Origin of the sequence: Actinomyces qiguomingii (assembly GCF_004102025.1) — a bacterium.
GTDB lineage: Bacteria > Actinomycetota > Actinomycetes > Actinomycetales > Actinomycetaceae > Actinomyces > Actinomyces qiguomingii.
Map to the genome: position 1 here is coordinate 2,396,704 of NZ_CP025228.1, position 14,620 is coordinate 2,411,323.

Below are 14,620 nucleotides of genomic sequence, written 5' to 3' on the forward strand. Positions count from 1 at the left end.
ATCAGTGGCCGTCCTGGTCCGGGGCTGAGGCCGCTGCCTGTGCGGCCCGGTCGGCGTAGCGGGCGAACAGGTCGCCGCGCTGTACATAGGAGTCGAACTGGTCCCAGGAGGCGCAGGCGGGTGCGAGCATGACGGTGTCTCCGGGCCGGGCCATGGCGGCGGCCGCCGTGACCGCCGCGTCAATGACGGCCTCAGGACGCCCGTGCGGAGTCGTGACGACTGGCAGTCCCGGGGCCTGTTCGGCCAGTGCCTCCAGCACCGCCGCCTGGTCCCTGCCGATCACTACGGCACCGCGCAGGTGCGGCCTGACGGCCCGCACCAGGTCGTGGAGGGAGGCTCCCTTGGTGTCACCACCGACGATCCACACACCGGTACCTTCGCGCAGCGCGGTCAGGGCGGCCTGGGCCGAATGAGGATTGGTGGCCTTGGAATCGTCGATCCAGTTCACTCCCCCGCCCTGGGCGACGGTGACGATGCGGTGCGCGCCGGGCCGATAGGCGCGCAGGCCGCGGGCGATGGCCGCCGGATCGGCGGCGACGGCCTCGGTGGCAAGTGCCAGAGCGGCCGCGGCCAGAGCGTCGGCAACCATGTGGGTCGGCAGCTGGGAGGCATCACCACCGGGTGCGAGGTGGGCCAGATCCGCCAGTGTGCCGAGCTCGGCTCCGCTGTGGCGCCGGTCGGCGTGGTAGGCGCGGTCGATGAGCAGGTCCTCCACACAACCGATCTGGCCCAGCGCCGGCGCCGCGGTGGTGAACCCGATGGCGCGGCAACCCGGTGCGACATCGGCGTCCTCAACCATGGTCATGGTGACGCCATCGGCGACGTTGTAGATGGCCGCGCGGCGGGTTCGGGCGTATACACGGGCCTTGTCGGCGGCGTATGCGGCCATAGAGCCGTGCCAGTCCAGGTGGTCGGTGGCCACGTTCAGGCAGGCGGCGGCCAGGGGGGCGAGAGTGCGGGTGGAGTGGAGCTGGAAACTGGAAAGCTCCACGGCCAGGGCATCGGCCCTCCCGGCGGCGACCGTGGTGATGGCGGGTGCACCGATATTGCCGACGGCGGGCGCCTCCAGTCCGGCAGCGGCTAGAATCGCCGCAAGCATGCCGACGGTTGTGGTCTTGCCGTCAGTTCCGGTGACCGCCAGCCAAGGGATATTAGGGCGTGAGGAGGAGCGCTGCAGCCGCCAGGCCAGTTCGATCTCACTCCATACCTCCAGTCCCTTGGCGCGAGCGGCTCCAAGCACCGGCCCAGTTGCGGGCACACCGGGCGAGACGATCAGCAGGCGCAGATCGCTGCCGGTTATGGCCTCCGCAATCGCGGCGTCCTCACCAGCGAGGGCGCCATCCAGCTGCGCGGCCGTGTCGGCCCCGAGCGCATCGGCCAGGGCGTCGATGGCGCCGCTGCGGGCGTCGAACACGCTCACGCGAGCTCCCAGGCCGACCAGGACGTCGACGACGGCCATTCCGGTGCGTCCCAGTCCCACCACTCCTACGCGCGCCCCGCACAGCGCCTCGACCGGTGTGCTCATGCTCATCGCTGCCTAACCTCGACTTCATGTATGTCTGCTTGCGGTTGCCGCGGGCACGCCGTGGGGGTGCGCCCCTTGCGGCGAATCAGGAGACCAGGTACTCGGCGTAGAACAGGCCCAGGCCGAGCACCACACACACGCCGGTGATGATCCAGAAGCGGATCACCACATTGACCTCGGTCCAGCCACCGAGCTCGAAGTGATGGTGCACCGGGGCCATGCGAAACACGCGCTTTCCCGTGGATTTGAAGGAAACCACCTGGATGATGTCGCTCATGACCTCGGCGACGAACAGGCCGCCGATGAGCACGGCGAGGAACTCGGTGCGGGTCAGGATGGACAGTCCAGCCACGGCGCCGCCCAGGGCGAGTGAGCCGGTGTCACCCATGAAGATCTTGGCGGGCGAGGCGTTCCACCACAGGAAGCCGAAGCAGGCTCCCATCAGGCCGGCGGCGATCATGGCCATGTCTCGTGGGTCCCGGGTCTGGTAGCACAGGGTCGCCACCACATCACCGTGCCCGTAGGTGCAGGACTGGTTGGTCTGCCATACGCCGATGAGGGTGTAGGCGGCGAACACCATGGCGGAGGCGCCGGCCGCCAGGCCGTCAAGCCCGTCGGTCAGGTTGACGGCGTTGGACCAGGCTGTAATCAGGAAGTTGGACCAGATGGTGAACAGGATGATTCCGCCCACCGCGCCGGCGAAGGCGAGGTCCAGATTCGAGTCTCGCGCGAAGGAGATGCGGGTGGAGGCGGGGGTCAGTCCGTTGCGGTTGGCGAAGTTCAATGCCGCTACGGAGAAGGTTATGCCGATGAAGGCCTGACCGAGGATCTTCTGCCAGGGACTGAGCCCCAGTGAGCGCTGCTTGGAGATCTTCTCGAAGTCGTCCAGGAAACCGATCAGTCCCAGACCCACGATGAGGAAGACGAGCAGCACGCCACTAACGTGCGGAGTGCGCAGCTCGATCAGGTTGGCGGTGGCATAACCCAGGACGGCGGCGATGATGATGACCAGTCCGCCCATGGTGGGAGTGCCGCGCTTGGTGAAGTGTCCCTGGGGACCGTCCTGCCGGATGAACTGCCCGTACTCGCGCTTGTGGAGGAAGCGGATGAGCAGGGGCGTGCCGAGCAGGGTGGTCAGCAGGCCGACCGCCGCGGACACGAGGATTGCTGTCATTGGGCGTGCATCTCCTTGAGGCTGTCACGGAGGTGGTCGGCCAGGCGCCAGGCGCCGGAGCCGTGAGATCCCTTGACGAGAACGGCATCACCGTCGCGCAGTGGACCATCGGGGGCGTCCAGTGCCGCCAGTGCCCCATCGGCATCCGGCAACTCAAGCACTTTCAGGCCGGCGGCTCGCGCAGTGGCGGCGGCCGGCGCGGCACCGCCACCGACGGTGATGAGCAGGCTCACACCGGCGGCGGCTGCCAGTTCTCCGGTGCGGGCGTGGTCCTCCCGTGAGGAGGCCCCCAGTTCCAGCATCTCGGAGATGATGGCGACCCGCCGCCGGTTGCCGGCGAGGGCGCCGAGTGATTTCAGGGCCGCGGCCATGGAGTCGATATTGGCGTTGTAGGCGTCGTCGATCAGCAGCACCTCCCGGCCCAGACGGCTCACGTCCATGCGATGGGGGCTCTCCAGGCGGGCCGTTTCCAGGCCTGCGGCAATGCGTTCTGGGTCGGCACCGGCGACCAGGGCCAGGCCGGCGGCGGCCAGGGCGTTGGCAACGTTGTGAGCCCCTGGAATCGCCAGTCGCACGCGCTGTTCGGCCAGGCCCGGCAGATGTAGGTCGAAAACGGCGTGGGCGTCGGCGTCGAGCTCTACCGCGGCGGCCCGAATATCGGCATGCGGCGCTCCGGAGGCGGAGAAGGTCAGCGCCTGGGGGGCCGAGTTAGCCATGGCCGCTGTGCGGGGGTCGTCCAGGTTGAGGACGGCCGTGCCGGTGGGCACCAGCCCGTCGACGATCTCGGCCTTGGCCCGGGCCACCCCGTCCACCGAACCGAAGCCCTCCATATGCGCATGGCCGACCATGAGAACGGCGGCGGCATCCAGTGGGGCGATATCCGTGAGGTAGGTGATATGCCCCGGGCCGGAGGCACCCATCTCCAGCACCAGGTAGCGGGTGGACGCGTCGGCCTCCAATACGGTCAGCGGCAGGCCGATCTCGTTATTGAAAGAGGCGACCGGAGCCACGGTGGGGGCCTGCGCGGCCAACAGCTGGCGGGTCAGGTCCTTCGTGGTGGTCTTACCGACCGATCCGGTGACCGCCACGACGGTCAACGCCGCTGCGCGTTGCGCGGCCCGGCGGCGCAGATCGGCCAGATGTCCACGGGCGAGTGATCCCAGCGCCGCGACGGTATCGGGCACCACGATCAGCGGCAGGGACTCGGCGGCGTCTGCCAGAGCGGCTCGAGCGGCATCCACGTCACTGACCAGGGCGGCTCCGGCACCTGAGGCGGCGGCGGAGCCAATGTGGACGTGCCCATCGGTGCGTTCACCGGCCAACGCGACGAACAGGGCGCCGGGACCGGCTTTACGGGAATCGGTCACCACCGTTGACACGGTCGCCGCCAACAGGTCGGTGACCGTGTCAACGGGCAGCAGTTCTCCCCCGGCCAGAGCCGCCACTTCGGACAAGGGGCGGTCAATCATGCGGGCTCACCCCATTTGGCGTTGACGGCCTCCCGCATGACGGGAGCGTCGTTGTAGCGGATGAATTCCTCGGCCAGCTCCAGGAAGGGCTCGTGTCCCTTGCCGGTGACGATGACCGTGTCCTGCGGGCCGCACAGCTCGACGCCGCGACGTACCGCGTCACCGCGCCAAGTGGTGATCTCCTCCACGTCGTGCAGGTCGGGGCGTACGGAGCGCACCCCCTCCAGAACGGCGTCTCGGATGGACTGGGGGTCCTCACTGCGGGGGTTCTCGTCGGTGACGACGAGCACATCGGCCAGGCGGGCGCAGACCGCACCCAGCATGGGGCGCTTACCGCGGTCGCGGTCACCATCGGATCCGAAAACGACGATCAGCCGACCGGGAGTGATCTGCCTGACCGCCTTCAGTGTCAGCTCCATGGCGTCGGGGGTGTGAGCGAAGTCCACGATGCAGGTTCCGCGCACTCCGTCGCGGCTGGCGATGCGCTGCATGCGGCCGGGAATGTTGTGAGCACCGGCCAGGGCGGCCACGGCCGTATCAAGCGGGACTCCGGCGCGGATGGCCATGACCAGGGCCAGCGCTGCGTTCTGGACGTTGACCAGACCGGGCAGCGGGCAGGAGGCGGTGATGGTTTCGCCGTCGGGGCCGTGCAGAATGAAGGTGGTGGCGGCGTCGGTCATGGAGACGGCGGCGTCACTGACCCACCAGTCGGCGCCGCCACAAGCGGCAGCCCCGGTGTCGGCGGCCGGGTAGGCGCGTACCCGGTCCACCGGCAGGTGTCCGGCTTCGGTAACGCGCCGTGCCAGCCGGGCGCCCCACTCGTCATCGACGCAGATGACGGCACGGCGGGCATGCTCGGGGGTGAACAACCCCGCCTTGGCGTCCAGGTACTCCGACATGGTCTTGTGGAAGTCGAGGTGGTCGCGCTGCAGGTTGGTGAAGCCGGCGACATCTACAACCAGCCCGTCCAGACGGTGCAGCACGATTGCGTGGCTGGATGCCTCCAGGCTGGCGGCGCCCACGCCCTCCTCGGCGGCCAGGGCGAGCATGCGCTGGAGCACCGGGGCTTCGACGGTGGTGCGAGGGGACTCCACCGAGATGCCGCCCACGCGCAGTTCAACAGTCCCGGCAATCACGCAGGCGCCCCGGTGGGCGGACAAGATCGCGTCGAGGAAGTAGGAGGTGGTGGTCTTTCCGTTGGTTCCGGTCACGGCGGTGGTGAGCAGGTGCTCACCCGGCTGGTGGTAGACGGCGGCGGCCAGCGGACCGACGACGGCGCGCGGGTCGGGATGGGTGAGCACCGGGACGCCCGGGCACTTGGCGTGCACCGTGGCGGCGCCGGCCGGATCGGTCAGCACGGCAACCGCGCCGGCGGCGACCGCCTCGGGAGCGTATGCGGCCCCATGGGCCTTGAAGCCCGGCAGGGCGGTGAACAACTCTCCGGCGGCCACATCGCCGGAGTCCACGCTGACCCCGTTCACGGCCAGTCCCTCCAAGCGGTCGGTGCCGCCGTCCTCACGCACGGCAGGGGTCAGCGCGAAGGCCCGGGCGAGTTCGCTCAGCGGCGTGGGCGTACACCGGTGCGGGCGCAGCCGGGCGGCCGACTCGTAGGCGTGGTTGCTCATGGGTTCCCAATCTATCGTGACACAACGATGGCGGCCGCCAGGCGCGGGCGGCGCATGCCAGGACGAGGGTACTCATCCTTCCTCATCTGCGCTTTCGTTCTGCGCCGTCTCGGCGGCCGCATCCGCCTCGGCCGCCGCCTGTGCCGCAATGACACCGGGATCCGGGGCGATGCCCAGGGTATGCATGGCTGCCAGAGCGACCTTGCGGAAAACCGGCGCGGAGACGGTACCACCGTAGGTGTCCTTGGGGCGGTACACGATCACGGCCACGGCGATTGCCGGATCGCGCGCAGGGGCGAAGCCGGCGAAGGAGGCCACCGTGCCCTCCTGGGTGAGGATCTCAGTGGTGCCTGTTTTGCCTGCCACCAGGTAACCGTCGATGGAGGCGGACTCCGCGGTGCCGCCATCCTGAGTGACGCCGATCAGCATTTCGGTGAGTGTATCGGCGGTCTGCTCACTGATGACCCGCACGCCGTCGGGCGTCTGCTGGGGCGTGGCATTCCCGTCGTCATCGATCCAGGCATCGATCAGCCGCGGGGCCACGCGCACGCCCTTGTTGGCGATTGTGGCCAGCACCTGTGCCGCTTGCAGGGCGGTGCCGGCGATACCCTGGCCGAACATGGTGGTGTAACGCGTGCGGTCGTCCCAGTCGGCGGGCGCCGAAACCATGCCGGCGGATTCTGCGGGCATCTCAATGCCGGTCAGCTGCCCGAAGCCGAATCGCTTCAAGTAGTCATACCGCACCTGGTCCTCAAGCTGTTCACCGATCTGCACGGTGCCCACGTTGGAGGATTCGGCCAGCACCCCGGCCGAAGTGAGGGTCTGAGTCTCGTGATAGTGGGAGTCGTGGAAGCTCTGACCGTTGGCAGCGGTCCAACTGTACGGAATGGTCCAAGTGTCCTGCGGATCCATGGTGCCCTCCTCGAGGGCTGCCGCGAAGGTGATCACCTTGCCGACACTGCCGGGCTCGAAAATGGATTGGACGCTGCGCGCGTTACGAGAAGCCTCCGGGGTGTCCGCGGGTCTGGCCGGGTCCACGGCTCCGGAGTCGGCCAGTACCAGCAGTTTGCCGGTGGCGGGCTCCATAACCACCACGCTACCCCAGTCGGCGCCCTGGGCCTGCACGACCTGATCGATCGCCTCCTGAGCGACGGCCTGCAAGTCGGGGTTGATAGTCGTGCGCACGCCGGTGCCCGGCCGGGCCGCGATCTCCTCTTGCTCCCCGGTGGGGATTATGGCCCCGGATTTGCCGACCTCCACGCTGCCCTGACCATCGACGCCGGTCAGTAGCTCGTTCTGGGTCAGCTCCAATCCCGCGGAGCCGATGAGCGTACGCCCATCCCCCTCATAGGTGTACCCCAGGACATTTCCTGCTACCGAGCCGGCCGGATAGGTGCGCCGAGTGCGCTGATCCGGCTCGACACCAGGTATCGCCAGAGCGTTGATGCGCCGCCAGGTGTCCGGGGAAACGGCCTCGGCGATAACCACATATGTGGAATCCCCCACCATCTTGGCACCCAACTCCTGGGCATCCATCCCCAGAATCTCGGCCATCTGCTGGGCGGCTGCTGCAGCGCCGTGCCCGATGACGACATTACCTGCCTGTCCGGTGGCCGGGTCGGTGCGCACCTCGGTGCGCTCGTACTGGGCGACCTTCACCTGGTTAACACCGATGTCGTAGGACACGGCGGAGGAGGCGAGGATCGTGCCGTCGCGCCCCAGGATGTCACCCCGAGGAGCCCGATTGACCCAGGTGACGGTGCGCTCGGCCTGGGCCTGAGCGGCCAGCGTCGGGCCGTCCACAACCTGTAACCAGGCGGTTCTGCCCGCCAACGCACCGAATCCTGCCAGCCCCATCAGCTGCAGGACACGACGTCTGCTCGGGTCGACTGGATTCACTGGGCGTCTTCCGCCTCGGCGGCGGTGCCGCCCGCCACAGTGGAGTCAGACAGGTCGATCACGCCGGGCGCGGCCGCAGGGACCATGCCCAGCTCCGCCGCGCGCGACGCCAACGCGTCCGCGGCGGAAGCCTCCTGCACGTCCGCGCGCACGGTCTCGATGTGGTCGGACAGGATATTGAGCTCAACCTGTGCGGTCTTCATCTTGTAGGCCGTTTCCGCCATGCGCGCATTCAACATCATGGTCGACACCAGCGCGCAGGCGAGGATGCCGATCACCAGGGCGAGGAAGGGCAATGTGCGCCGGGAGGGGACAATGCCGCGCACTACACGCAGTTCCGGTCTTGCCGGGGTCTCCGCCGCGGGGCGCGATGCGGTGCGGTCGGCGGCGCGGGCGGTGGCGCCGTCGGTGAGCGAAGACCAGGCCGGATTGGCCGTGGCGCTACGACGGACCCTTGCGGTGGTCATCGACGGTTCCTTCCTCGTGTCTTTGCCATTGGTGCTGCTGCGGTTGCGTACGGGGCGGGCGCCTGTTCTGTTGGCCGTGTGCGCTCAACCGCCCGTAGCCGCACGGAGGCGCTGCGCGCATTGGCGGCTAGCTCGGCCGCATCCGCCTTCTCCGCGCCATGGGTGACCGGCTCCAAATAGGGTTGCAAGTTCTCCGGAATGACGGGCAGGTCGGCGGGGACCTCGGGGGCAGCGCCGGCGGCCAGAACCCGTTTCACAATGCGATCCTCCAGGCTGTGATAGGACTCCACGACGAGCCGGCCGCCCACCCGCAGGGCGTTGAGGGCGCGTGGCAGGGCACTTTGAAGCAGGTCGAGTTCACCGTTGACGGCGATGCGCAGCGCCTGGAAGGTGCGCTTGGCCGGATTGCCGCCCCGACGCCGAGCGGCGGCAGGGATGGACTGGCGCACCAGTTCGGTCAGTTCGGCGGTATCGGTAACGGGACGGCCCGAATTCCGCCGACGCACGATGGCGGCGGCGATCCCCGGGGCGAAGCGCTCCTCGCCGTAAATGCGCAGGATGCGGGCCAGTTCACGCTCGTCGGCGGTGTCCAGCAGTTCCTGGGCGGTCTGCCCGGCGGACTGGTCCATGCGCATGTCCAGCGGGGCCGGGCGGGCGTAGGAGAAGCCGCGGTCGGCGTCGTCGAGCTGAAGGGAGGAAACCCCCAGGTCCATGAGGATGGCGTCCACCGCCTGGTCGGCGCGGCGAGAGGCCTGGCGGGCGACGACGTCAACGGTGTCGTAGGTCCCTTGCACGGCGCTGAAACGGTCGCCGAAGCGGTGCAGACGGGCGCTGGCCAGGGCTATGGCCTGCGGGTCGCGGTCCATGCCGATGACCGTCAGCTCGGGAAAGCGCTCCAGGGCGCCCTCGGTGTGCCCGCCCATTCCGAGCGTGCAGTCGATCATTACCGGCTCGGGGACGTTTAGGGCCGGGGCCAGTAGGTCCAGGCATCGTTTCAGGAGGACGGGCGTGTGCCGTCCGGCCGCGTCATCGGCGGATGCCGTCGGTTGCGCGGCGGGGGCATTACTCACGGTGTTCCTCCTTCCATCCTGGTCCGGGTCGGTCGCGCGCCCACTGGGGCGCCCTTATTCGGCTCTGTAGCGTTATGTGGCTTGCTGCATCATCTGGGTACGCCGTTGCGCCAGGACTCCTCCCGCGGGTTCCGGCACCGGGGAAGAGATGTCGGACGCTGCGGCGGGCGGAGACCTCACGGAACGGGGTCCGTTGGTGGCCCTTCGGGGGGCATCCAGGCGCGGATGCGCAGATGCCCTCGGGCGGCGGTATGTGGTTTTCAGGCCGGCGTGCGACCGGATCAGAAGAACCCGGGGATGATCTCCTCTGCGGTATCGGCGAATATCTGTTCCTGGGCGGCCAGGTAGGTCTCCCATGCCCCCGCGTCCCAGATCTCCACGCGTGCGCCAGCGCCGATTACCGCGAGGTCTCGGCCCAGGCCGGCGTAGGCGCGCAGAGGCGCGGGGATGGTGATGCGTCCCTGTTTGTCAGGGATCTGAGAGTCGGCGCCCGAAAGCATTACGCGGACGTAGTCGCGCGCCTGCTTCTGGGCCAGGGGCGCCTCCCGCAGCTGGGCGTACATACGCTCAAACTCGGCGGAGGTGAAGGCGTAGATGCAGTGCTCCTGTCCGCGGGTGAGGATCACACCCCCGGCGAGCTCCTCACGGAACTTCGCCGGAAGGATGAGCCGCCCCTTCTCATCAAGGCGGGGAGCGTGTGTGCCCAGGAACATGCGGAGCTCACTCCTCTCCCCCCTCGACGATCCGATGCCCACCACATTACTCCACTTCCCTCCCTTTTCTTCCACAATGCGGCCGCATTACGGGATCACGATCGCGTCGGCTCCCGAGACGTCCCCCATCTTTTCCCGATATAAAGCCAATCCTCTGTGGTGGAGGGATGTGGGGGGAAGGGGGTGGTCCGCCACGGTGCGGGCGTGGCGATGCGGGCCACCGGCAACGTTCAGGCGGGCTCGGCGGGGTGCACGGGGCCGGGTGGAGCCAAAGGTGGAGGGAAGTGGAGGGGCAGGATGACTGCGGCTGCGGGCACCCGGTGGCGCCGCCCTCCCGAGATGCCCCTCAGCGGATGCCGGCGACGGCGTTCCTCGGCAGCAAGGCTTCCTGCGGCAGCCCCCATCGCTTCGGGGCCCCTAGGTCCGAGTCGTCGCACACCGCTCGATCCTGTCGGTGAGACGAGGTCCGACTGCTGGTCAAAGACAAGTCGGGAGCTGAGGGTCGCGGATGGTTTTTGCCGCTTCACCGCCGTGGGCAGCGCCAGTGGCCGCCGTCTACGCGGAAAGCACACCGGCGTGTCGCCCCGCTTCAACGGTGTGCCGTGTCAAAGGGTCTCGGCACGCCGCTGGTGCCGGTTGTGGCCAGTCGCTGGTGAGTGATCAATTCCGGCTGTCGCGGCGCCGGTCCCAGCGCTCAGACTGACGCTGCATGAAGGAAGAAGACCGCTTGACGTCACCGGAGCCCGCAGCGCTGTCCTTGGGAGAGGCGCCGGTGAGCATGCAGGTGACGCCCCACACCGCCAGTGCGAAGCCGACTACCCCCAGAAGTATTGAGCCGATACCGTTGCCGACGGCCACACCGGAGATCACGACGGTCAGGCCTAGGAGCACAAGGGCGATGCCGGCACCGATACGACGCGGCGAGGGCCGCCGCAGTGTCCTCTCGGCATGCTGCATAGTCTCAGCCAGCGACGGGTCCTCATCGTTGAGTTGTTCCTCAAGGTCGCGTAGCACCTGCTGCTCGCGTTCCGACAATGCCATGGCACGCCTCCCTTCCGCTTGTGGGCCTACTTGGACGGCCTGGAAGGGGTCGCCTCCGCCTGACCGTCTGCACAACCGTCAAGGATAGGCCGTCGTCGTCGCAGGAGGAAAACCGGAGCGTCCCCTCGTCGGAAAACAACAATTCCCGATCCCCGGATCTTCCCGGCAGGTGATCGGGATGGATGACGCCAGGCCGCCAGTCGGGCCACCTAAATCTCAGTCTCCGGGGTCACGTCCGGATGCCGGCCGGGTCAGCAAGCTGGCGGGGGCGAGGGAGTCCTCGCCCCACCGCCGGCGCACCGCGTCTGCAGCCCGCTCGGGGGCGCCACGGCGCGGATCGTCGTCAAGGAGCAGCTGGACACCGTCGTCGGCGCGCGACAGGCCCTCCACTCGCACTCCTAGCAGACGGAAGCCGCCACCCGGGGTGGGCAGGGCTTCAAAAAGCGTCTCGACCACGGCGAACAGGTCGCGTGCCAGATCTGTTGGAGCGGACAGAGTGCGAGAGCGGGTTACCGTGGTGAAGTCCGCGCCGCGGGCCTTGAGAACCACCACGCGACCGCGCAGTGCTCCGGCGCGCAGGCGGGCCGCGCACTGATGGACCTGATCAAGTAGGACCCGCCGGGCGTGTTCGCGGTCGGTCAGGTGGTCGAAGAATGTGGACTCGGTGCCGATGGACTTCTCCTCCCGCAGTGGGGTGACCGGGCGCGGATCAATCCCGTGGGACAGGTCGTGCAAATGGCGGGCGGCCGCGGGACCGAGGATGCGCTCCAGTCGGCGCACGTCGGTCGCGGCCAGTTGCCGCACCTCGGTGATGCCCCAGCGGGCCAGCGCTTGGGCGCTCTTATCCCCCACGCCCCACAGCGCACCAACCGGCAGCACGTTGAGGAAGTCCTGGGTGGCATCGGCCGGAACCAGCAGCAGCCCGTCCGGCTTGGCGTGGGCGGAGGCGAGCTTGGCCACGAATTTAGTGGCGGCCACGCCCACCGAGGCCGGCACACCCACCCGGCTGCGCACCTCCCGGCGTATCCACTGGCCGATCTCCACCGGCGCGCCCATGCGCCGCCGAGCGCCGGACACATCCAGGAAGGCCTCGTCAACGCTGACCCGCTCCAGCAACGGAGTCACTTCACCAAGAACACTCATAACCCTCCGGGAGACCGCGGAGTACAGGCCGTGACGCACCGGCAGCACGACCGCCTGGGGGCAGCGACGCATGGCCTCGTTCATGGGCATGGCCGAGGCAACACCGAAGGCGCGGGCCTCATAGGAGGCGGCGGAGACGACACCGCGGCCGTCACGACCACCGACAATCACGGGACGGCCAGCGAGTTCGGGGTGCTCCAGCAGCTCCACCGAGGCGAAAAAGGCGTCCATATCCACGTGCAGGATGGGGGTGGCGGAGTCGTCCTCACCCCAGGAGCGGCGTGCTGCATCCGCCCGCGGTGCCCGGCTCATATCCGTACCCTCCTCCGCGCATCCCCGCGCCGCGCAAGCAAACTCGGTCCGCGCGTGCTGAGACGGCGTGTAACACTGCCACGATAACGTGCCCCTGTGACACGTGGTCAACCGCCCAGCCGCTCCAGAAGACGGGGCCGGGGCGGCGGGGCCTCCCCCGCCTCCCTGCCGACGGAGCCCGTGCAGACCTGCTACGCCACGGCACGCCTTGAGCATAGGGACTCCGGGGTGTTGCTGCTGCTCAATGACGCCGAGTCATCCTGGATAGACCTGCGCGACCCCACGCATCTGGACTTCGAGTATCTGCAACAGATGGATGCGATCGTCTGCGCCCTACACGGACCGAAGACGGCGATGCACGCGGTGCACCTGGGAGCGGCCGGCTGCGCCCTGGCCCGGGCCTGGGACGCCGCCCGGCCCGACTCCACCCAGTTGGCGGTGGAGATAGACGCCATGCTGGCGAGCAAAGTGCGCGAGTGGTTCGATCTGCCGCGCGCACCACGATTGCGTATCCGCGTGGGTGATGCCGCACAGGTTGTGGGGACGCTGCGCACGCAGGAGTGGGACGCGGTGGTGCGCGACGTCTTCGCCGACGGTCAGGTTCCGCCCACCTGTATGAGCCGCGATTTTCTGTTGGAATGTCGACGCGCGCTGGCACCGGAGGGGCTCTACCTGGCTAATGCCGTCTGTCCGCCGCGCGCTGCGGTGGCGGCGGAACTGACGCATCTGCGCCACCTGTTCGAGGGTGTGTTGGTCGTAGGCGATCCCGCAGTTGTACGGGGCAGACGCCGCGGGAACCTGGTGCTCATGGCCCGCGATCGCGCCTTGACGCAACAGGAGGTGGACCGCGTGGAGCGAGCGGTGCGCCGCCTGCCACTGCCCGTGCGCGCATGGCGGGCCGATGATCCGGCCCTGCCGCGTCAGTCCGTCACCGGGTGAGAAGTCTCCACTCCCTTCGGTTGGGCAGCCGCAGCAGCCCCACCGCTGCCCAACCGGCTCGTGCTAGGGCTGCAGGCCGTCGCCGGAGGTGTTCTCGTTCGCCTCCAGGAATGCCTCCAGGCGGGCACCGATCTCATCGGCGCTAGGCAGGTCGAGCGTCGGGGAGCCCTCGAAGCTCATGCCCTCTGCCTGTTGCAGCATGGCGTCGTACTGGGCCTCCAGGGCGGTTACGACAGCGCTGACCTCCGGCTGCTGGGCGGCCTCGGCATCGATCTCGGCACGATTTATATTGGCGGCCGCCTCCAGGTCTCCCAGGGGCAGCGCCAGGCCCGTGTTGTCGGCCGCCGCACGCAGTAGCGCGGCCGCCCCCTGCGGGAAGTCGTCACGGGCGATGTAATGCGGAATTGAGGCCGACAGGCCGCGCGAGTCGATGCCCACCTCACCCAGGCGCAGTTCCAGGAAGGAACTCATGGAGCCGGGGAACTCCACCCGGCCGAACACCTCGGTATGCGACTTGAGCTTATCGGGCTGCGAACCATGTACATGCACGTAGGTGGGGCGGGTGTGTGGAATGGCCATGGGCATGCCGGAGATGCCAACGGCCTGGCTGACCCCCATGGACACCGCCAGATGAGTGACCGCCTCGGTGAACTCCTGCCAGCGGTAATCGGGTTCCGAACCGTGCAGGAGCAGCAGGTCCTCGCCGTCGTCGTCCTGCAACAGATCCAGGACCAGCTCGGGCATGACAACCTCGGTGAGGGTGTTGCGGTCAAAGGTCATAATCGGCCGTCGCGCCCGGTAATCGATCAGACGGTCCACTTCGAATGTGGCCAGGCGCGTATGGGGCAAGGTCATGACGAGCTGTTCTACGGCAAGAGAGCCGGCGTGACCGGCGTCCATGGCCCCCTCGAAGTGGTACAGGAGCACACGCGGCGAGACGGGCTCCCCCTCAGGGTGCTCCACGGTGTATAGCGGTCGCATTGCTCCTCCTCCCGCGCTCTTGGCGCTCGTAATCTCTGATGCCGACGCCGCCTCGGGCCGCTGCGGTCCGCGCGTACGAACGTGCGTCGGCTGGTGCAACACCGGGGCGGCGGCGCATGTTCCCGGCCCGGCCGGCGGTACCCCGCAGCGAGCCGCGGCTCCACTCCCGGCGAACAGGAAGGGACCCGGGTGGTTGATCGGGCCGATGGGGAGATAATGGGCGATCCCCGTCGGCACGAGTGCCGCCCCGCAGGGCACAGCT

Annotated in this window: 12 protein-coding genes; 1 reads left to right on the forward strand and 11 read right to left on the reverse strand. The window is 68.4% G+C overall.

The genetic code is table 11. The features are described from left to right. Window position 1: 1 nt before the first annotated feature. The 10 genes from murD to dinB all read right to left on the reverse strand — a co-directional run bounded on the left by murD (window position 2) and on the right by dinB (window position 12,438). Window positions 2–1,525 (reverse strand): UDP-N-acetylmuramoyl-L-alanine--D-glutamate ligase, encoded by a 1,524-nt coding sequence (gene murD, locus CWT10_RS09945; protein WP_103064067.1) that lies wholly within the window; start codon window positions 1,523–1,525, stop codon window positions 2–4. 85 nt (window positions 1,526–1,610) lie between these two features. Continuing rightward, window positions 1,611–2,699 carry a phospho-N-acetylmuramoyl-pentapeptide-transferase gene (gene mraY / locus CWT10_RS09950; RefSeq protein ID WP_103064038.1) on the reverse strand — a complete coding sequence of 363 codons (1,089 nt, stop codon included), beginning with the start codon at window positions 2,697–2,699 and terminating at the stop codon, window positions 1,611–1,613. Beyond that, a complete protein-coding gene (locus CWT10_RS09955) occupies window positions 2,696–4,168 on the reverse strand; it encodes a UDP-N-acetylmuramoyl-tripeptide--D-alanyl-D-alanine ligase (RefSeq protein WP_103064039.1) in 1,473 nt (490 codons plus the stop codon). The genes mraY and CWT10_RS09955 overlap by 4 nt, the downstream gene beginning before the upstream one ends. Continuing rightward, window positions 4,165–5,793: a UDP-N-acetylmuramoyl-L-alanyl-D-glutamate--2,6-diaminopimelate ligase gene (locus tag CWT10_RS09960; RefSeq protein ID WP_103064040.1), complete on the reverse strand. Its 1,629-nt coding sequence runs from the start codon at window positions 5,791–5,793 to the stop codon at window positions 4,165–4,167. The genes CWT10_RS09955 and CWT10_RS09960 overlap by 4 nt, the downstream gene beginning before the upstream one ends. Before the next feature lie 72 nt (window positions 5,794–5,865). Then, complete coding sequence (locus CWT10_RS09965; protein ID WP_103064068.1) at window positions 5,866–7,650, reverse strand: peptidoglycan D,D-transpeptidase FtsI family protein; 1,785 nt, start codon at window positions 7,648–7,650, stop codon at window positions 5,866–5,868. A 38-nt stretch (window positions 7,651–7,688) separates the two neighbouring features. After that, window positions 7,689–8,159 (reverse strand): cell division protein FtsL, encoded by a 471-nt coding sequence (gene ftsL / locus CWT10_RS17420; RefSeq protein WP_233188328.1) that lies wholly within the window; start codon window positions 8,157–8,159, stop codon window positions 7,689–7,691. Further along, the gene (gene rsmH / locus CWT10_RS09975; protein ID WP_103064041.1) at window positions 8,156–9,229 is read right to left on the reverse strand and encodes a 16S rRNA (cytosine(1402)-N(4))-methyltransferase RsmH; all 1,074 of its coding nucleotides are present in this window, start codon (window positions 9,227–9,229) and stop codon (window positions 8,156–8,158) included. The genes ftsL and rsmH overlap by 4 nt, the downstream gene beginning before the upstream one ends. A gap of 281 nt (window positions 9,230–9,510) precedes the next feature. Beyond that, window positions 9,511–9,942: a division/cell wall cluster transcriptional repressor MraZ gene (gene mraZ, locus CWT10_RS09980; protein ID WP_103064042.1), complete on the reverse strand. Its 432-nt coding sequence runs from the start codon at window positions 9,940–9,942 to the stop codon at window positions 9,511–9,513. Between the two features lie 660 nt (window positions 9,943–10,602). Further along, the gene (locus CWT10_RS09985; protein ID WP_103064043.1) at window positions 10,603–10,983 is read right to left on the reverse strand and encodes a DUF3040 domain-containing protein; all 381 of its coding nucleotides are present in this window, start codon (window positions 10,981–10,983) and stop codon (window positions 10,603–10,605) included. Window positions 10,984–11,199: 216 nt separating this feature from the next. Then, window positions 11,200–12,438, reverse strand: a complete 1,239-nt coding sequence (dinB, locus tag CWT10_RS09990; protein WP_103064044.1) for a DNA polymerase IV — start codon at window positions 12,436–12,438, stop codon at window positions 11,200–11,202. Window positions 12,439–12,618: 180 nt separating this feature from the next. Here dinB and CWT10_RS09995 point away from each other — a divergent pair, with 180 nt between their 5' ends. Then, entirely contained in the window at window positions 12,619–13,377 is a 759-nt protein-coding gene (locus CWT10_RS09995) for a spermidine synthase (protein ID WP_103064045.1), read from the forward strand. A gap of 63 nt (window positions 13,378–13,440) precedes the next feature. Here CWT10_RS09995 and CWT10_RS10000 read toward each other — a convergent pair whose 3' ends face one another. Further along, complete coding sequence (locus tag CWT10_RS10000; protein ID WP_103064046.1) at window positions 13,441–14,358, reverse strand: PAC2 family protein; 918 nt, start codon at window positions 14,356–14,358, stop codon at window positions 13,441–13,443. Window positions 14,359–14,620: the final 262 nt, after the last annotated feature.

Bases quoted from the DNA above. Each gene is read 5' to 3' on its own strand.
- CWT10_RS09955 (WP_103064039.1), bottom strand. From the start codon at position 4,168: ATGATTGACCGCCCCTTGTCCGAAGTGGCGGCTCTGGCCGGGGGAGAA.
- dinB (WP_103064044.1), bottom strand. From the start codon at position 12,438: ATGAGCCGGGCACCGCGGGCGGATGCAGCACGCCGCTCCTGGGGTGAG.
- murD (WP_103064067.1), bottom strand. From the start codon at position 1,525: ATGAGCACACCGGTCGAGGCGCTGTGCGGGGCGCGCGTAGGAGTGGTG.
- CWT10_RS09985 (WP_103064043.1), bottom strand. From the start codon at position 10,983: ATGGCATTGTCGGAACGCGAGCAGCAGGTGCTACGCGACCTTGAGGAA.
- ftsL (WP_233188328.1), bottom strand. From the start codon at position 8,159: ATGACCACCGCAAGGGTCCGTCGTAGCGCCACGGCCAATCCGGCCTGG.
- CWT10_RS10000 (WP_103064046.1), bottom strand. From the start codon at position 14,358: ATGCGACCGCTATACACCGTGGAGCACCCTGAGGGGGAGCCCGTCTCG.
- CWT10_RS09965 (WP_103064068.1), bottom strand. From the start codon at position 7,650: ATGGGGCTGGCAGGATTCGGTGCGTTGGCGGGCAGAACCGCCTGGTTA.
- mraZ (WP_103064042.1), bottom strand. From the start codon at position 9,942: ATGTTCCTGGGCACACACGCTCCCCGCCTTGATGAGAAGGGGCGGCTC.
- CWT10_RS09960 (WP_103064040.1), bottom strand. From the start codon at position 5,793: ATGAGCAACCACGCCTACGAGTCGGCCGCCCGGCTGCGCCCGCACCGG.
- mraY (WP_103064038.1), bottom strand. From the start codon at position 2,699: ATGACAGCAATCCTCGTGTCCGCGGCGGTCGGCCTGCTGACCACCCTG.